This window comes from Photobacterium leiognathi (genome assembly GCF_030685535.1).
Lineage (GTDB): Bacteria > Pseudomonadota > Gammaproteobacteria > Enterobacterales > Vibrionaceae > Photobacterium > Photobacterium leiognathi.
Window position 1 is genome coordinate 568290 of record NZ_CP131601.1, and the last position, 18993, is coordinate 587282.

Annotated in this window: 12 protein-coding genes, 1 tRNA gene, 3 rRNA genes and 1 pseudogene; 9 read left to right on the forward strand and 8 right to left on the reverse strand. The window is 43.8% G+C overall.

Going from position 1 to position 18993, the window contains the following annotated elements; genetic code table 11:
* The first annotated feature begins 94 nt into the window (after positions 1-94).
* The 4 genes from Q7674_RS09690 to Q7674_RS09705 all read left to right on the forward strand — a co-directional run bounded on the left by Q7674_RS09690 (position 95) and on the right by Q7674_RS09705 (position 5295).
* Positions 95-1643 (forward strand): 16S ribosomal RNA (locus tag Q7674_RS09690).
* Positions 1644-1962: 319 nt separating this feature from the next.
* A 23S ribosomal RNA gene (locus Q7674_RS09695) occupies positions 1963-4851 on the forward strand.
* Between the two features lie 120 nt (positions 4852-4971).
* A 5S ribosomal RNA gene (rrf, locus tag Q7674_RS09700) occupies positions 4972-5087 on the forward strand.
* The 16S, 23S and 5S rRNA genes sit together here with 1 tRNA gene alongside, the layout of an rRNA operon.
* Positions 5088-5218: 131 nt before the next feature.
* A tRNA-Asp gene (locus Q7674_RS09705) sits at positions 5219-5295 on the forward strand.
* Positions 5296-5588: 293 nt separating this feature from the next.
* Here the strand turns inward: Q7674_RS09705 and Q7674_RS09710 are convergent.
* Positions 5589-6116 (reverse strand): glycine zipper 2TM domain-containing protein, encoded by a 528-nt coding sequence (locus Q7674_RS09710; protein ID WP_045066419.1) that lies wholly within the window; start codon positions 6114-6116, stop codon positions 5589-5591.
* A 262-nt stretch (positions 6117-6378) separates the two neighbouring features.
* Between Q7674_RS09710 and Q7674_RS09715 the strand changes: the two genes are divergently transcribed.
* Entirely contained in the window at positions 6379-7614 is a 1236-nt protein-coding gene (locus Q7674_RS09715; RefSeq protein ID WP_045066421.1) for an MFS transporter, read from the forward strand.
* A 2-nt stretch (positions 7615-7616) separates the two neighbouring features.
* Here Q7674_RS09715 and Q7674_RS09720 read toward each other — a convergent pair whose 3' ends face one another.
* The 4 genes from Q7674_RS09720 to gadC form a co-directional block, all read right to left on the reverse strand.
* The gene (locus Q7674_RS09720) at positions 7617-8231 is read right to left on the reverse strand and encodes a trimeric intracellular cation channel family protein (protein ID WP_008986186.1); all 615 of its coding nucleotides are present in this window, start codon (positions 8229-8231) and stop codon (positions 7617-7619) included.
* Between the two features lie 136 nt (positions 8232-8367).
* Complete coding sequence (gene gad, locus Q7674_RS09725) at positions 8368-9768, reverse strand: glutamate decarboxylase (protein ID WP_045066423.1); 1401 nt, start codon at positions 9766-9768, stop codon at positions 8368-8370.
* A 15-nt stretch (positions 9769-9783) separates the two neighbouring features.
* On the reverse strand, positions 9784-10728 hold the full coding sequence (gene glsA, locus Q7674_RS09730; protein WP_045066424.1) for a glutaminase A: 945 nt from the start codon (positions 10726-10728) through the stop codon (positions 9784-9786).
* Positions 10729-10738: 10 nt separating this feature from the next.
* Positions 10739-12256: a glutamine/gamma-aminobutyrate antiporter GadC gene (gene gadC, locus Q7674_RS09735; RefSeq protein ID WP_080892264.1), complete on the reverse strand. Its 1518-nt coding sequence runs from the start codon at positions 12254-12256 to the stop codon at positions 10739-10741.
* A 314-nt stretch (positions 12257-12570) separates the two neighbouring features.
* Here gadC and Q7674_RS09740 point away from each other — a divergent pair, with 314 nt between their 5' ends.
* Positions 12571-12909, forward strand: a complete 339-nt coding sequence (locus Q7674_RS09740) for a hypothetical protein (RefSeq protein ID WP_052679922.1) — start codon at positions 12571-12573, stop codon at positions 12907-12909.
* 143 nt (positions 12910-13052) lie between these two features.
* Positions 13053-14077 (forward strand): annotated as a pseudogene (locus tag Q7674_RS09745) (IS110 family RNA-guided transposase).
* A 251-nt stretch (positions 14078-14328) separates the two neighbouring features.
* On the opposite strand, the gene dapD reads toward Q7674_RS09745, so the two are convergent.
* Together dapD and Q7674_RS09755 are read right to left on the reverse strand one after the other, a co-directional pair.
* A complete protein-coding gene (gene dapD / locus Q7674_RS09750; protein ID WP_045065880.1) occupies positions 14329-15360 on the reverse strand; it encodes a 2,3,4,5-tetrahydropyridine-2,6-dicarboxylate N-succinyltransferase in 1032 nt (343 codons plus the stop codon).
* Positions 15361-15695: 335 nt separating this feature from the next.
* Positions 15696-16001: a YebG family protein gene (locus Q7674_RS09755; RefSeq protein WP_107229714.1), complete on the reverse strand. Its 306-nt coding sequence runs from the start codon at positions 15999-16001 to the stop codon at positions 15696-15698.
* Between the two features lie 81 nt (positions 16002-16082).
* On the opposite strand from Q7674_RS09755, the gene Q7674_RS09760 reads away from it, so the two are divergent.
* The gene (locus Q7674_RS09760) at positions 16083-16769 is read left to right on the forward strand and encodes a DNA-3-methyladenine glycosylase I (protein WP_045065878.1); all 687 of its coding nucleotides are present in this window, start codon (positions 16083-16085) and stop codon (positions 16767-16769) included.
* A gap of 27 nt (positions 16770-16796) precedes the next feature.
* Here the strand turns inward: Q7674_RS09760 and Q7674_RS09765 are convergent, their stop codons facing one another.
* Positions 16797-17684: a LysR substrate-binding domain-containing protein gene (locus Q7674_RS09765; protein ID WP_008986194.1), complete on the reverse strand. Its 888-nt coding sequence runs from the start codon at positions 17682-17684 to the stop codon at positions 16797-16799.
* A gap of 209 nt (positions 17685-17893) precedes the next feature.
* On the opposite strand from Q7674_RS09765, the gene Q7674_RS09770 reads away from it, so the two are divergent.
* Positions 17894-18886: a TDT family transporter gene (locus Q7674_RS09770; protein ID WP_045065876.1), complete on the forward strand. Its 993-nt coding sequence runs from the start codon at positions 17894-17896 to the stop codon at positions 18884-18886.
* Positions 18887-18993 lie beyond the last annotated feature (107 nt).

The window sequence follows — 18993 nt, forward strand, 5'->3', positions numbered from 1 at the left end:
TTTATTTATAAGAGAAATCGGCACAGTCAATTCATTCATCATTTATGATGAATTAACAGTATTCATTGAGTAGGTCGAAAGACCAACAAAACTTTAATTGAAGAGTTTGATCATGGCTCAGATTGAACGCTGGCGGCAGGCCTAACACATGCAAGTCGAGCGGCAGCGACTTAACTGAACCTTCGGGGAACGTTAAGGGCGGCGAGCGGCGGACGGGTGAGTAATGCCTGGGAATATGCCCTGATGTGGGGGATAACTATTGGAAACGATAGCTAATACCGCATAATCTCTTCGGAGCAAAGAGGGGGACCTTCGGGCCTCTCGCGTCAGGATTAGCCTAGGTGGGATTAGCTTGTTGGTGAGGTAATGGCTCACCAAGGCAACGATCCCTAGCTGGTCTGAGAGGATGATCAGCCACACTGGAACTGAGACACGGTCCAGACTCCTACGGGAGGCAGCAGTGGGGAATATTGCACAATGGGGAAACCCTGATGCAGCCATGCCGCGTGTATGAAGAAGGCCTTCGGGTTGTAAAGTACTTTCAGTAGGGAGGAAGGCAGTGTCGTTAATAGCGGCATTGTTTGACGTTACCTACAGAAGAAGCACTAGCTAACTCCGTGCCAGCAGCCGCGGTAATACGGAGGGTGCGAGCGTTAATCGGAATTACTGGGCGTAAAGCGCATGCAGGCGGTCTGTTAAGCAAGATGTGAAAGCCCGGGGCTCAACCTCGGAACAGCATTTTGAACTGGCAGACTAGAGTCTTGTAGAGGGGGTAGAATTTCAGGTGTAGCGGTGAAATGCGTAGAGATCTGAAGGAATACCGGTGGCGAAGGCGGCCCCCTGGACAAAGACTGACGCTCAGATGCGAAAGCGTGGGGAGCAAACAGGATTAGATACCCTGGTAGTCCACGCCGTAAACGATGTCTACTTGGAGGTTGTGGCCTTGAGCCGTGGCTTTCGGAGCTAACGCGTTAAGTAGACCGCCTGGGGAGTACGGTCGCAAGATTAAAACTCAAATGAATTGACGGGGGCCCGCACAAGCGGTGGAGCATGTGGTTTAATTCGATGCAACGCGAAGAACCTTACCTACTCTTGACATCCAGAGAACTTAGCAGAGATGCTTTGGTGCCTTCGGGAGCTCTGAGACAGGTGCTGCATGGCTGTCGTCAGCTCGTGTTGTGAAATGTTGGGTTAAGTCCCGCAACGAGCGCAACCCTTATCCTTGTTTGCCAGCACTTCGGGTGGGAACTCCAGGGAGACTGCTGGTGATAAACCGGAGGAAGGTGGGGACGACGTCAAGTCATCATGGCCCTTACGAGTAGGGCTACACACGTGCTACAATGGCGTATACAGAGGGCTGCCAACTCGCGAGAGTGAGCGAATCCCAGAAAGTACGTCGTAGTCCGGATTGAGTCTGCAACTCGACTCCATGAAGTCGGAATCGCTAGTAATCGTGAATCAGAATGTCACGGTGAATACGTTCCCGGGCCTTGTACACACCGCCCGTCACACCATGGGAGTGGGCTGCACCAGAAGTAGATAGCTTAACCTTCGGGAGGGCGTTTACCACGGTGTGGTTCATGACTGGGGTGAAGTCGTAACAAGGTAGCCCTAGGGGAACCTGGGGCTGGATCACCTCCTTACCTAAAGACTTACTGTTAAATGCAGTGTCCACACAGATTGCTTGGTGAAATGGTTTTAGAAAAATAGCGAAAGTGCTAATGAATAACATTTGTTATTGATTAACGCTTTTGCGTTATGCTCTTTAACAATCTGGAAAGCTGACTAGTAAATTCAATCGATAGATTGATTTATAGTTTTCATCGAAAGATGAAAACGAGTTCTCAAAACAATACACATTCAAGTGTCTTGTATCGAGTCCGGCGAAAAACCAACGTCTCGCTTGATCGGAGAGACATAAACCTTGGTTGTTTGAACATACGAAACCTCTTGGGGTTGTATGGTTAAGTGACTAAGCGTACACGGTGGATGCCTTGGCAGTCAGAGGCGATGAAGGACGTATTAACTTGCGATAAGCCCAGAGAAGGTAGTAAAAGCCTGTGACTCTGGGATTTCCGAATGGGGAAACCCACGTGCATAAGCACGTATCGTGTTGTGAATACATAGCAGCACGAGGCGAACCGGGGGAACTGAAACATCTAAGTACCCCGAGGAAGAGAAATCAACCGAGATTCCGGTAGTAGCGGCGAGCGAAACCGGATTAGCCCTTAAGCTAGTTTTGCGTTAGGTGAAAGTTCTGGAAAGTTCTGCGATACAGGGTGATAGCCCCGTAACCGACAACGCATTATCAGTGAAAACGAGTAGGACGGGACACGTGTTATCTTGTCTGAATATGGGGGGACCATCCTCCAAGGCTAAATACTCCTGACTGACCGATAGTGAACCAGTACCGTGAGGGAAAGGCGAAAAGAACCCCTGTGAGGGGAGTGAAATAGAACCTGAAACCGTGTACGTACAAGCAGTAGGAGCATACTTGTTATGTGACTGCGTACCTTTGTATAATGGGTCAGCGACTTAATTTTAGTAGCAAGGTTAACCGTTTAGGGGAGCCGTAGGGAAACCGAGTCTTAACTGGGCGAATGAGTTGCTAGGATTAGACCCGAAACCGAGTGATCTAGCCATGGGCAGGTTGAAGGTGAGGTAACACTTACTGGAGGACCGAACCGACTAATGTTGAAAAATTAGCGGATGACTTGTGGCTAGGGGTGAAAGGCCAATCAAACTCGGAGATAGCTGGTTCTCCCCGAAAGCTATTTAGGTAGCGCCTCGGACGAATACTACTGGGGGTAGAGCACTGTTAAGGCTAGGGGGTCATCCCGACTTACCAACCCTTTGCAAACTCCGAATACCAGTAAGTACTATCCGGGAGACACACGGCGGGTGCTAACGTCCGTCGTGAAGAGGGAAACAACCCAGACCGCCAGCTAAGGTCCCAAAGTTATAGCTAAGTGGGAAACGATGTGGGAAGGCTCAGACAGCCAGGATGTTGGCTTAGAAGCAGCCATCATTTAAAGAAAGCGTAATAGCTCACTGGTCGAGTCGGCCTGCGCGGAAGATTTAACGGGGCTAAGCTATACACCGAAGCTGCGGCAATGAAGTTGCTTCATTGGGTAGGGGAGCGTTCTGTAAGCCGTTGAAGGTGTGCTGTAAGGCATGCTGGAGGTATCAGAAGTGCGAATGCTGACATGAGTAACGATAAAGGGAGTGAAAAACTCCCTCGCCGGAAGATCAAGGGTTCCTGTCCAACGTTAATCGGGGCAGGGTAAGTCGACCCTAAGGCGAGGCCGAAAGGCGTAGTCGATGGGAAACGGGTTAATATTCCCGTACTTCTTATAATTGCGATGGAGGGACGGAGAAGGCTAGGTGAGCCTGGCGACGGTTGTCCAGGTCCAAGTATGTAGGCTGATGGTTTAGGCAAATCCGGACCATCTTAAGGCTGAGATACGATGTCGAGTCACTACGGTGATGAAGTCATTGATGCCATGCTTCCGGGAAAAGCTTCTAAGCTTCAGATTATAAGGAATCGTACCCCAAACCGACACAGGTGATCAGGTAGAGAATACCAAGGCGCTTGAGAGAACTCGGGTGAAGGAACTAGGCAAAATGGTACCGTAACTTCGGGAGAAGGTACGCTCCTAGCGGTGATGAGACTTGCTCTCTAAGCTGCCGGGAGTCGCAGATACCAGGTGGCTGCAACTGTTTATTAAAAACACAGCACTGTGCAAAATCGAAAGATGACGTATACGGTGTGACGCCTGCCCGGTGCCGGAAGGTTAATTGATGGGGTTAGACTTCGGTCGAAGCTCTTGATCGAAGCCCCGGTAAACGGCGGCCGTAACTATAACGGTCCTAAGGTAGCGAAATTCCTTGTCGGGTAAGTTCCGACCTGCACGAATGGCGTAATGATGAGTACGCTGTCTCCACCCGAGACTCAGTGAAATTGAAATCGCAGTGAAGATGCTGCGTCCCCGCGGCTAGACGGAAAGACCCCGTGAACCTTTACTATAGCTTGGCACTGAACATTGACCCTACATGTGTAGGATAGGTGGGAGACTGTGAAATAATCGCGCCAGCGGTTATGGAGTCGTCCTTGAAATACCACCCTTGTATGCTTGATGTTCTAACGTTGGCCCCTTATCGGGGTTACGGACAGTGCCTGGTGGGTAGTTTGACTGGGGCGGTCTCCTCCCAAAGAGTAACGGAGGAGCACGAAGGTGGGCTAATCACGGTCGGACATCGTGAGGTTAGTGCAATGGCATAAGCCCGCTTGACTGCGAGAATGACAATTCGAGCAGGTGCGAAAAGCAGGTCATAGTGATCCGGTGGTTCTGAATGGAAGGGCCATCGCTCAACGGATAAAAGGTACTCCGGGGATAACAGGCTGATACCGCCCAAGAGTTCATATCGACGGCGGTGTTTGGCACCTCGATGTCGGCTCATCACATCCTGGGGCTGAAGTCGGTCCCAAGGGTATGGCTGTTCGCCATTTAAAGTGGTACGCGAGCTGGGTTTAGAACGTCGTGAGACAGTTCGGTCCCTATCTGCCGTGGGCGTTGGATGATTGAGAGGGGCTGCTCCTAGTACGAGAGGACCGGAGTGGACGAACCGCTGGTGTTCGGGTTGTGTCGCCAGACGCATTGCCCGGTAGCTAAGTTCGGAATCGATAACCGCTGAAAGCATCTAAGCGGGAAGCGAGCCTCAAGATGAGTCATCCCTAGACCTTTAAGGTCTCTAAAGGGTTGTTGAAGACTACAACGTTGATAGGTCGGGTGTGTAAGTGCTGTGAGGCATTGAGCTAACCGATACTAATTGCCCGTGAGGCTTAACCATACAACACCCAAGGGGTTTTATACGGACTCCAAGAACACTTGAACGTGTGTTTGAGAATCAGCTTTTCAAGATTACTTTTGCCTTCAGTTTTTTAAAAACTGAAAGTAAATAAAGAATTTGCTTGGCGACCATAGCATTATGGACCCACCTGATCCCATGCCGAACTCAGTAGTGAAACGTAATAGCGCCGATGGTAGTGTGGGGCCTCCCCATGTGAGAGTAGGACATCGCCAGGCTTTAAATTTCACTTTTAGCTTTATGCTGGAAGTTAGAAAATTAGATATCTATTTGAACTATGGATATCGCATGTGGTGTTATCGCTATTAGCCATCCATGGCTTCGCGATATTAGAACATCCATGTTCGTCGGAGCGGTAGTTCAGTTGGTTAGAATACCGGCCTGTCACGCCGGGGGTCGCGGGTTCGAGTCCCGTCCGCTCCGCCACTTCTTAAAGAAACCTCAGCAGAAATGCTGAGGTTTTTTGCTATGTGCGACCCTTAAAAGTGCTTCGAATCTTGGGTCCGGCACTGGCCGTGCGCGTTGAGTCCCATCCGCTCCGCCACTTATTTGAAAAAGCCCTAATCGAAAGATTAGGGCTTTTTTGCGTCTGGAAGAAATAGATTAAGTTTAGTTGGGTGAGCAGAATGTTCAGCTCATTCATTTCTGTTTCTTATACGCAAACAAAAGCCCCACTATGACTAGCAGGGCTTGGAATGCTCTTCGCGTTAGCTTAAAGATTAGATAACAACTTCACCATCTTTAACTGGTAGCGTCTTGCCAGTTGGCTTCTTGTCCATACGAACGGTATCTTCGTCATCACCTAACTTGTAAGTCACATCGTAACCAATGGTTTTTTCTACTTTCGTATTTTCAGTGTGACAACGTTTTTCCATTGTAGTGGTTGTGTTGTTTTCTTGCATTTTACCTTGAACTACATGACCAGCAGCACCGCCAGCTACCGCACCAGCTACGGTTGCTACTTTCTTACCGTTACCACCACCAACTTGATGACCAAGTACACCGCCTGCAACGGCACCGACAACAGTACCTAAGATTTTGTTTTCATCTTTAGGAGCGGCTTTATGGGTTACAGCAACTTGCTCACACACTTGATGCGGCTCTGTTACTGTTTTTGTTACTGCTTCAACAGATAAAATGTGTGCAACTGTTGGCTCACTGGCATGTGAATCTTCATTACAGCCAGTTAGTGATACGCTTGATAACGCAACAAGTGCAATTAACCCTAAAACCATGTTCTTTTTCATAATACTCTCCTAAATGTCTTGGGCTCTATTTTCCTTATAAGTTCCTTTTTTATGACAGAGGTTTGTAAGGTAAATGTAAGTTGATAGTAAAAATATGAATGTATCTGTGGTTATTAATTATCAAAATTAATGGTTTGAGTTGTTCTCTTTTCGTTAAAGCAAAAGAGAATATGAAAAACTTAAATTGATTAACTAAGCGTCAATTGTGTGAAGAGAGAGGCATAAAATAGCATGGCAATTTACACACTATTGGCGTGTTGTCATGAATACTTCAACGGAAACTCCCCTTACTGAGCAAGTAACAGGTGTTATTAAGCAGAACTGGAATATTTTCTTTTTAGCTATTTTAATTGTGAGCATGGGGCAACTCAGTTTAGGACTCATTTTTCCTTTGTTGCCTTGGATACAAAAAGACTTTTCAATTAATCAATCACTTGCTGAAAGCCTCATTGTTAGTTACTTGATTGGATACGGCCCTTCTCAACTATTTTATGGTCCGCTTTCTTATGTTTATGGTAGGCGGCGTGTATTATTAATCGGCTTATTCCTTTCTATTTTAGGTTTAGGCTTGCTGTTGTACTTTCACGATTGCTTTTATCTTTTAATACTCGCTCGCTTTATTCAAGGGATTGGTGGCGGCTGTGAATCTGTGATAGCTAGAGCGATGCTACATGATAGCTATAAGAATAAATTTTTCTTATCTGCTATGACGGGGTTGTCGATAGTCTCCGCTTTTACGCCAATTTTTTCTCCCATTGTTGGTGGTTTGGTTAATCACCATTTTGGCTGGTTAGCGGTTTTCATCGGTTTATTTGTTTATAGCGCTTTAGGGTATTTGGTTTTAGTGTTTTATTTACCGGAAACCTTATCTAAATTACGCGCTTCTATTCCTGTTATCCCGATATTTAATTATTACTATGCGTTATTAAAAGATCGGTATTTTCTTTCTTATACTGTTATCGGTTGGATTAATTGGGCATTGATTATTTTTTCAGGATCACTGGCTCCGTTTGTTTTAGAAGACCAATTACACCTTACTTCAGAAAACTATGCTTATTGGTCAATTGTGCCCGCAATAGCTTTTCTTTTAGCTAGTTGGTTATGTTTTGTTTTAAGGAAGTCTTACGGCACTCACCATATCGTATTTATCGCTCCCGTTATTCAATTAACGGTTGTGGTTATATTTCTATTATTTCCTCTTACGTTATTTACTGTGACATTAGGCTTTATTGGGATAGCCATTGCGCAAGCGTTGATTTACCCATGCTCTCAATCTTTGTTACTTGTTCCTTATAGTAATAAGTTTGGTACGGTGAGTGCGTTATCAGGCGCGGGGCAAATGGTATTTGCTGCGATCTTTATTTTTATTGCTTGGCGAGTGCATTTAGATAATGTGCATGCGTTAGCGATGATTGTTTTTATTACTGCAATATTAGGGTTAGCACTCGCCATTATTGGGAAAAAGAGCGTAGCAAGTGCCTCGCTTGAAAATGAATAGCGTTACTTTAAGAGTAAACAACGAGGGAAGGTGATCTTCTTAATTACAATGTACATGCGCAACGCGATAATAAAGCCAATACTGGTGAGTGTTGCTACGTCTGGATTGATGTGATGCTGGGTTTGTAGAATATATAAATAACAGCCAATAATGACTGGGCTGGCGTAGAATTCCGTATTGTTAAACATGGTTGGACGGTTAGTTAGAATGTCACGCAATACGCCACCAAATACCGCAGTGATCATCCCCATGGTGATCGCAACATAAGGTGCATAATGTTGAGCGGTCAGATCTTTGGTAACTAACACTGAGAACATGGAAATGCCAATGGCATCCAGGAATACAATAAGACGTTCAGCTTTGATCCGACGTAAGTGCGGGGCGAGAAAAAAACCAATAAATGAGCTAATTAATGCTGTCCAAAAATAAGAGGGATCTCGGATCCAAAATACTTGGTTAGTTGAGAGAATAACATCTCGAACGGTACCACCACCAAGTGCGGTTACCCAGCCGATCACCATGATACTGACGATATCTTTGCCTTTATTAGACTCACTGATCACAGCACTTAATGCAAAGGCAATAATGCAGATAATTTCGATAGTGTGAATAAACATAGTGAGCCTATACGATCAATGAGATGGGTATAAATCTAGCACGGAAAAAAGGATAGGCGAGGAGTAAAAATGGGCTTAGTGTTTGCAAAAATAAAAGGCCGGAATTAACCAGCCTTAGATGTTTTTAGGGCGTTAATTAACGACCACTGTGATCAAATGTCTTCACATCATTTTCTTCACATACCGCCTGTGGGTGAGCGTTAAGAAAGTCGATAGAACGTTTAAAGTCAGCGATGAGTAGATTAGCAAGGTCAATAGTTAAGCCTTGTTTAACTAAAATACGCTGCACCACTATCTCTTGTGCATTCGCAGGTAAGCTATAAGCAGGTACTAACCAACCACGGGTACGTAGACGATCAGCTAAGTCATATAAGCTAAATGGTACATCGGCATTTGCTTTTAAACGCCAAGAGATCGCAGGAATACCTTTTTCACGGTTACCATCAAAGATGAACTCGAAGAGATCAAATTTGTTGAGCTCTTTCACTAAGTATTCACAGACGTTGTAGCTGTTATCGTGAATACGTTTGTAGCCTTCATAACCTAAACGTAGGAAGTTGTAGTATTGTGCAATGATCTGTCCCGCTGGACGTGAGAAGTTCAAGGCGAAGGTTGGCATGTCACCACCTAAATAGTTGACATGGAATACTAAACCCTCTGGTAGATCTTCTTTGTTACGCCATACAACCCAACCACAACCCAGTGGTGCTAAACCAAACTTATGACCTGAAGTGCTGATTGATTTCACACGTGGTAAGCGGAAATCCCAAGGTTCAATTTCTGGAGCACAGAACGGTGCTAACATTGCACCACTTGCACCATCGACGTGGATATCAATTGAGTTACCAGTATCATGCTCGTAAGTATCTAGCGCATCAGATAATGGTTTTACTGTTTCGTATAAACCAGTGAAGGTTTGACCGAAGGTTGGAACTACCATGATGGTATTAGCGTCGACAAGCTCTAACATGTCCTCTGGCGTCATGTAGTAATGACCATCCGCCATTTTTGTTTCACGCATCTCAATATCCCAGTAGCGGGCAAATTTTTCCCAACATACTTGGACAGGACCACACACCATATTTGGCTTATCAGTTGGTTGACCGAGTGCACGACGCTTTTCACGCCAACGCCATAGTGCCGCCAAACCACCTAACATACAGGCTTCACTAGAGCCTGTAGTTGAAGTACCGACGGTGGTTGCTGATTCTGGTGAATTCCATAAATCCGCTAAAATATGAACACAACGACCTTCAATTTCAGCAGACTGAGGGTATTCATCTTTATCAATCATGTTTTTATCAATAGAAAGATCCATTAATTTATGCACTTCATCTTCTTCCCAAGTTTGGCAGAAGGTTGCAAGGTTCTGACGCGCATTACCATCAAGGTAAAGTTCATCACGGATCATTTGGTAGATCACGTTAGGTGCTTGTTCGTGCTGTGGTAGCTTAGTAGTTGCCGCAACGTTGTTGATGATATCTGAACCAAAGATTGGGTCATTTTCGTTTTGACGTTTTACTTCATGAAGAGCCATAATTTTCTTCCTACCTTAGTGTTGCTTGCTATTAAACAAGTTCCAACCCATTGTTTGAGCGACATGTTTAATCATTAATTGTCCACGTACGCTATTACCAAATTGGTCTAGACGTGGGGAGAATGCAGCGAGTGCACCCACATTAGGGATGATGGTCAGTAAGCCACCACCGACGCCACTTTTACCCGGCAAACCGACGTCATAAGCCCAGTCGCCAGAGGTGTCGTAAAGCCCTTCCATCATCATTTCCGCAAGAATATGCGCGGCATTTTCAGGGCTAACTAGTTGTTTACCAGAGACAGGGTTTTTGCCCCCGTTGGCAAAAGTTGCACCCACCGTTGCTAGCTCAACAGTATTAAATAGTGTTGAACATTGGCGGGTGTACACATCACACGCTTCAAGCGGATCTGAGTAAATACGGTTAGAGGATTCTAGTAGTAGTGCCATAGCACGGTTATGTGCATTAGTGGTTTGCTCTGATTGGTTAACATCCTCTGACAGCTCAATATCGGCAGCAGCAAGAGCTGATTGAAACGCCAGAATTTTTTGCCAGCGTTGCTCTTTATCCTCTGCTTCAATTAGGCTCACTGTTGCCATTGCTCCTGCATTGACGAGCGGGGTTAATGGTTTGTCGTCATGAAGCTCCAGTGCTATTACAGAGTTAAATGGTAAGCCTGTTGGATCGGCACCAATTTTACTGTGAACAGCATCAGCACCAGATTGTTCAAGCGCTAAGCCTAATGTCATTATTTTGGAAATCGACTCAATGGCATATTTGTAGTCAACATCTTGGATTTTGATAACTTCGCCTGTGACAGAGACGAAAGCCAGCCCACATAAATCTGATGGAACCGATGCTAGGAACGGGATGTAAGAAGCATTAGCGCCATCTTTGTTTCCTTTATGCATATCAAATGCTTGTTGCATAACGGCAGCGACATCTTTTTTACAACACGACATATTCATCTCCTTATTGATTCAATGTGTGAGTAACTTTGTCTGATGGGTTAATTACACCTGGATGCACGTTTTCAATTTCCCAAGTGAATGGCGCAAAGTCTGTAACCGCTGGATCTTTCCAGTGTGGTTTGCGGGCTTTGTAAATAAATAGCGGCACAGAGACAAAGATGATGGTTAGCACAACTAAGATACCTACGTATGCTTCTGGGCTACCAACAGAGATCTGACCCGGTGGAATGAATGAGAATAGGAATGCAGTTAAAGAGCCTACAAAACCTAGGCCACCAATGAACCACATACCACCGTTACCGCCAGGGATCTTAAATGCACGAGGGCGGTTAGGTTGGCTGTAACGTAAGTGAATCGCTGCTGCAAACATCAGTAGGTACATCACAAGATATAGGATCACGGTAAGCTGACTTAAGGTTTGATAAGCCGCTTGCACTGATGGTAGTACTACGAAGACAACAGATAGTGCAGTAACAAGTAGGCCTTGCATCAACATGATGTGTGATGCCATACCGTGTTTATTGGTGTATTGCCAAAAACGAGGTAAGTAACCGCCTTTCGCTACCACAAGTAGACCTGAAGAAGGACCTGCAACCCAGCCTACAACACCTGCTAGTACACCAAGCGCTAAACATGCTGCCATGATTGGTGCAGCCCAGCTAATGCCAGCCCATGCAAACATGTCATCGTAAGTCACAAGTAAGCTTTGGGTTAAGCTGATGTCTTTTTGAGGAATAACAAAGGCAATCGCAAGTGTACCGAGTACGAATACACACACTGTACCAATGGCTGCAATGGCAATCGCAATAGGGTAGTTACGTGGCGCGTCATCAACTTCTTTAACGTGAATAGCGTTCATCTCCATACCGGCATAGAACAAGAAGATGCTGGCAGCGAGAACAACATTATTAAAGTTAGAGAAGTCAGGAATTAACTTATCCCAGCCCAATTGGATTTGTGGAGTATTGCCTGCAAAGAAGTAAGCAAAGCCTAAGACAATTAAGACGATACCAGGGATCACTGTACCGATTAAGCCACCCCATTTAGCGACTTTAGAGAAGGCTTCTGTGCCGTGTAAGGCAATGAAAGTCGCTATCCAGTAAATAGCTAGTACAATCGCAAGCACGAAGAATTTATTTTCTGAAAGGGCTTGGTCAAATGAATGGTTTGGCCCCATAAAAGCAAGGGATACAGAACCGAATGTTAATGCGGTTGGGAACCACACCGTTACTTCAATCCACAGCATGAACATGGCAACTAATGCCAACTTTGGACCAAAAGCTTCACCTACCCAGCGGAAGATACCGCCTTTTTCAGACCAACCCGTTGCGAGCTCTGCTGCAACCAGTGAAACCGGAATAAGGAAAACAATCGCAGCAAAAATATAGTAGAAAATCGAACTTAAACCATATTCCGCTTCAGCGGGAAGACCACGTAAACTGACCACGGCAACAATGTTTAACATTGCCAAGGCGAATACGCCAATTCTCCCTTTTTTTATCGTGTCTGTACTAGCCATATTGACCTACTTATATCATTTCCATATTTAAGATTTTTATTAGGTCTTGATAGGTACATGACGAAATAAAACGCCATATAAACCGAATAAAACCTGATGGAAAAAAAGTAGCACCAAGGTTCTGCTTTTAATATTCCTAAAATGAATACTTGAAGTTGCAAATATTAATGTTGTTTTAATGAATAAATAGTGTAAATGTGAACGTTTTTTGTACTCATTTCTATGAAAAATGAGCAGGCATTGATATTTCTAAATACAAATCTACTTGATAGCGTTTATCGGGATATGAGATTCTAAATTAAGTGAATTAACAGGTGGATGAAACAGTGAAATTCTTTTTTCAACGACGCGAAACGGATAACGAGATTCAGATTGAATTAAAAACTGCGCCCTTTTATTTATTGCTGGCGATGATTGCTGGTTGGCTTGCAGTGAGTTTTATTTTGAAATCAAATGAGGCGGGATCGGTTTTTTTACCGATTTTAATTGGTTTTATTATGCTGCGATTCTTCGCGTTAATTAAAGCGCAAAAAGAAGTGTTAGGGGCGATGAAAGATAAGCGCTTAACAACCAAGGGGAGTAAATTCTCATTCAGTAATCCCTTTATTTATATTATTCAAAAGAAAGCTGAACATGCGGAAACAGAAAAATAAACTGCTATAGCTTATAAAAACTAGGTTTATTTACATAGCATAATAAAAAATCGGCGCACTGTATTGAGTGCGCCGCTTAATTATATGGTCCGCCTCATCCTAAGCCGTTAGGCTTAGGGTAGGCTTTCAAAGAGGTGAACCATATGTCTACTATCCACATCTTAGGTATCGATTTAGGTAAACACTGCTTTCATGCTGTGCACACAATTACGCAGGTAAAGAGGTGCTACGTAAGAAATATAATCGAAGCCAACTTCTAAAGTTTCTCGCAAATTTAGAAACCACCACTATCGCATTTGAAGCATGTGGTGGTGCACATTGGTTAGCCCGTAAATGTGCTGATTTTGGGCATCAAGTTCAACTCATTCCTCCTCAGTATGTAAAACCTTATGTGAAAGGCAATAAAAATGACTTCATTGATGCTGCAGCTATCGCTGAAGCAGCAAGTCGACCTTCCATGCGCTTTGTTGCTGTTAAATCAGAAGAAGCACAAGTCATTGCTGTCATTCATCGTATCCGTGATGGTTTTATTAAGGAGCGAACAGCCTGTATGTCTCGTATCGGAGCGATATTGTTAGAGTTTGGACTGAGCTTGCCTACAGGACATGCGAAAATGAAGATGCTTTTTCAGTGGATAGCAGACCAAAAATATCAAACTCTTCCACAAAGTCTTATGTACGAATTAAGCTTAATTCACGCACATTATTTGTATCTTAATGAGCAGATAAAAATACAAGATACGAAGTTGAAACAGCTAGCTGAGCAACATGAATTGGCTAAGTTATTAAAAACTGTGCCTGGCATCGGTGATTTAACAGCAACCCTGTGTGTGGCAGATGTTAGTGCCGCCAGTAACTTTTCAAATGGAAGGAATATGGCTGCTTGGTTAGGGTTAGTGCCTCGACAATACTCTACGGGAGGTAAAACAAAGTTACTTGGGGTGAGTAAACGAGGAAATAAACATCTCCGGACATTATTCATTCATGGCGCAAGAGCTGTATTATCAAGGTTAGAGACAACGGGTAAAGTCTTCGGACAATGGCTGGTAGATTTAAGAGCCAGTAAGCCATTCAATGTGGTTGTTGTCGCATTGGCTAACAAATTAGCAAGAATAGCTTGGGCGGTGTTATACCACCGCCAAGCGTTTAAGACTGCATCGCAGTCATAACCGAGTTTGCAACGACAATGCAAGTGATGACATTAACGGTAAATCGGCCAGATTAATAACCTGATAATAAAAACAGCAATAAATGCTTTTCGCTTTTTAAGGATAATCTGGCGCGGATATCATCGTGGAGCTAGGACATTAATATGCCTAATTTTGACTCCGAATACATTAGCGCAACTCCGTTATTACTAATATTGTAGTTGCAATAACGGGGCGGACCATACATTTTTATTATCTAGTTAGCAACGAAATTAGTTGTTGCTGTGTAGCTCGCTGTTTAGTTCAATCGCTGTTTTGTTAGTTAAACATTCGATTTGACCCGTCATTGAGTTACGACGGAACAGTAGATCTGGCTTACCAGCAAGATCGCGTGCTTTAACCACTTCTACAGGCTTACCGTTAGCATCAAGCATTTGTACTTTAGAGCCCGCTGTTACGTATAGACCTGATTCGATAGTACAACGATCGCCCATTGGGAAACCAAGACCAGCGTTCGCACCTAGTAGGCTGTTTTCACCGATAGAAACCACTACTTTACCGCCGCCTGAAAGTGTACCCATGATAGATGCACCACCACCGATATCTGAACCATCACCCACAACAACACCTGCAGAGATACGGCCTTCAACCATGCTCACACCCGTTGTACCTGCGTTGAAGTTGATAAAACCTTCGTGCATAACAGTTGTGCCTTCACCAACATGTGCGCCAAGACGAACGCGAGAAGTATCAGCAATACGAACACCTGTTGGTACCACGTAATCCACCATTTTAGGGAACTTGTCTACACAGTCGACAGTGATTGTTTCACCGTTTAGACGCGCATCCATTTGACGCTCAGCAAGCTCTGGAAGATCGATAGGACCTTGGTTAGTCCATGCGATGTTGTGTAGAAGACCGAAGATACCATCAAGAACAACGCCATGAGGCTTAACTAAACGGTGAGAGATAAGTTGTAGCTTTAGGAAACCTTCAGCAACAGACGCTGGTGCGATGTCAGTTTTTAACATCACCATTACAAGTGGCTGTGATGATAGTGTTGCTTTTGCTGCAAATTGTGCGCTGACTTCATCGTTAGCGTCTTCAAATGCAGAAGCGATAGCGGCACATTGCTCAGGTGTTACTTCAATCGCTTGGTTACCACCACGGTAATCAACGATAGCTGCGATGCTTTTTACTAGATCTTCTGATGGATGTAGCGTTGGGGTTGGGAAAAACGCTTCAATGATTTTTCCATCACGGTTTTTAGTGGCTGTACCTAGGGCAAGTGAAAAGCTAGACATGATTACCTGTTCTCCATTACAAAAAATGTGATGTTAAATACACCTTACATTGAGGTGGAACATCAAGATGAGCCCGACAGGTTATTACAAGCGCAATAACTCTCGGTTAATGAAACCATCATAAAGAGAGTTTTAAAGATATAGAAGAGTGGAACGAAGAATCAGAGCAAAATGATGGATTATTCACGGAAATATTGCCTGAATGGAATGATATAGTGCGAATACACGGAGCAATTTGCTGTGAGTAACTCAGTGATAAATAAAATAGAAAGAAATTAAGGTATAAAAAAACCTCCACAACGGAGGTTTTGACAGCGAACGGGATAATTAAAAAATTATGCTGCGTTTTCTTGCGCTTCGCCATCAGCGACTAGCTCAGGCTTCGCTACTTTTTTTTTCGCTGCAGGTTTTGCTTTTTTCGCGCCTAACGCGACTAATACTTCTTCACGCTTTTGCGCTAAGAACATAGATAGTTCTTCTTGTTTGGCTTCATCTTCGAAAAGCTCACTTTCGCTCAGTAAAGTAAACATTTCATCCGCCATATCTAGCATTTTGTCGTATGCGTCGGCTTCGGATTTAGAGGTGAAAGTCATCTTTTCTTCTCCGTTGCGCTCAACTACATATTTGACGATAACAGCCATGGTCATCCTCTCCCAAATTGATTTACTGGCTGTTTATACAGTAGCATAATAGCTTCGTCCAGTGCTAAGCGTGTTAATGTGATGACCAGAGAAAAATTTAACCAGATTTACACTCGTGCAGCAGAAAGAAAGGGCGGTGATATCGCACTAGAGCAGCGATTATCAACCCCATTAAGCTGCACAGAGTTACAACAAATTACCGACGATCGTTGGCTTGCATGTTTAACCCAGAAGATCTTTCAGTGTGGGATCCGTTGGCAAGTTGTACGCAATAAATGGGATGGCTTTGAAAAAGTTTTCTTTGGTTTTGATATCGAGAAAATGGGTTTAATGCCTGAGGAAATGTGGGAGCGTAAAGCCCAAGATCCTGAGATCATTCGTGACTTAAAGAAGGTAATGACAATCCCTGATAATGCCAACATGATCCACCGTGCCGCTATTGAATATGGCTCATTTGCTAATATGGTGGCCGAATGGCCTGAGCAAGATATCGTAGGCTTATGGCTGTATTTAAAGAAACAAGGCAAACGTCTTGGCGGAAAAACTGGTGCTTACAGTTTACGTGCAATGGGCAAAGACAGCTTTTTGTTTACTAAAGATGTAGAAAGTTATTTGCGCCATACGGGCATTGTGGATGGTGGGCGAGACACATTAAAATCATGGCGAAATGCGCAAAATGCATTTAATGATTGGCAACAAGAATCAGGCCGATCCCTTACTGAGATCAGCCAAATTATTGCTTATAGTGTAGGTGATAATCGTGTTTAACCAGCTTTTTAAGGCGTGTTATGGCGATTAATCAAATGTCCATTGTTGGCTAAATTGAATAAAGGATTCTAGCAATGGGCTTTGGTATTTTTCTTTATGGAAAATCAGCCAGTATTGGCGTCGCATATCTAATGGCATTGGTAGTAATACAATGCGTTTTTCTTCAACCGCATGTAATGCCGCACGTTGAGAAATACAGGTGATCCCAAGCCCAGCCGTAACACTATTGATGATTGCTTCTGTGGTATTAAGCTCAAAAGCTGGTGTCCAGTGTTCTAAACGTGGCGCTAAACGATTTAAGAAAAACTCACGTGTACCTGAGCCTGTTTCGCGAAGCACCCATTCGGAATCTTCCAGATCAGATAAACGTAATTCTTCAATTTGTGCCAGTGGATGCTCAGGGTGACAAGCCACTACCATATTATCTTCGAGCCATGGCTGCACAATAAGATCAGGGTGCTGTACTTTACCTTCAACAAAACCGACATCTAATTCAAATTCACTGAGTTTTTGGCAAACATGTGCGGTGTTTGAAATGAACAGTTTTTGGTGTTGGTGCTGGGTATGAGCTCGGAAGTCTCGGATCAAAAATGGGGTGAGTTGGTTGCCCACTGTATCGCTGGATCCAATCTTTAATTCGCCAGCAATAATATCTTCTTGATCAAACAGCTTTTCGATGGTGTTAGAACGCGCTAATAATTCGTCAGCTAACGGTAGGAGTTTCTTACCTTGTTCGTTGATCAGTAGACGGTTGTTGTTGCGATCAAACAGTTTATGATCAAGCTGCTTTTCTAGCTCAGACAATGCCATGCTTACTGCTGGCTTGGATAGGAATAACTTCTCGGCGGCTGCAGTTATAGTACGTTCTTGAGCAACGGTTACGAAAACTTTCAATTGTTTTAGCGCTATATTCATAACTATCCTTTGTTGAAAACTCATTGTGCAAGGTCGTTATTTATCATCAACGACGGTAAAATCTCGCCTCTAAAATTTTGGTTCAGTTTAACTTAACATGCAGTTAAATATATTCAGATATTATAAAACAATCAAGCTGGATATACTTGCTACATCAAAAAGACACAGACAATTCGCTAAGAGCTATCAGATAAAGGCGGAGAGAGAACATGATTAAGACGACGAAAAGAAAAGTAGCTGGTGCACCAACACCAATGGCAGGTTTAGCACTGGGTATTGGTAGTGTTTTATGGTGCTGGGAAAATGGTGCAACACTGCATGGCTACGCTCAAATGACAGGTGCGGTTATTGCGGCATTAATGTTACTTGTTCTAATTACAAAATTTATATTCCATCCAAAATTATTATGGGGTGATTTATCTCACCATGTAGTAGGTAGTGTTGTTCCTACCTTTGCGATGGCATTAATGGTGGTATCAAAAGCGATTGGTTTATATGTATCAGCGCAAGCAGGTGCTTACCTTTGGTTATTTGCGGTAATTTTACACGTTATTTTCTTAACACTATTTATTTACCACCGTGCATGTGACTTCCATCTTCACCATATGGTGCCAAGTTGGTTCGTACCGCCAATCGGTATTATTGTTGCTGATGTGTCGTTCCCTGGTATTGCAGAGTTACACCCATTAGCAAACGTATTGTTAATCTTTGGTATGTTGTCATATGCAGTTATGCTTCCAATGATGATTTACCGCTTTATGTTCCGTGATGAAGTGCCAGATGCTGCAAAACCAACTATTGCGATTATGGCAGCACCAGCAAGTCTATCATTAGCGGGTTACTTAACAGTGACTGCAAATCCATCACCAGTAGTGGTTGCATTACTAGCAGGTATTGCAGTGTTGATGACAGCGGTCATTTACTTAGCTTTCTTCCGTTTATTACGCTTAGAGTTCAGCCCAGGTTACGCAGCCTTTACGTTCCCAATGGCAATTGGTGCAACAGCACTATTTAAAACTGCAGCGTGGATGAAAAATTACGGCTTTGATGCTCACTATGTTGCGCAAGTACACGGTCTAGCAACCATCGAGCTTTATGTTGCAAGTATTATTATTGGCTATGTAGCAATTCGTTATTTAGCATTTTACCGTCCATTCGGTGGACTATTTAAAAGCAGTAAACACTGTCCACAAAATATCTGATAGCGATGGTAGGTAGGCAGGTAAGTTAAGGATATTTGCCTACTCTATTACCGATATTTTGTGTGTTGCCCGATCTAGGAGATCGGGCTTTTTTGTTTTAGGGCTAG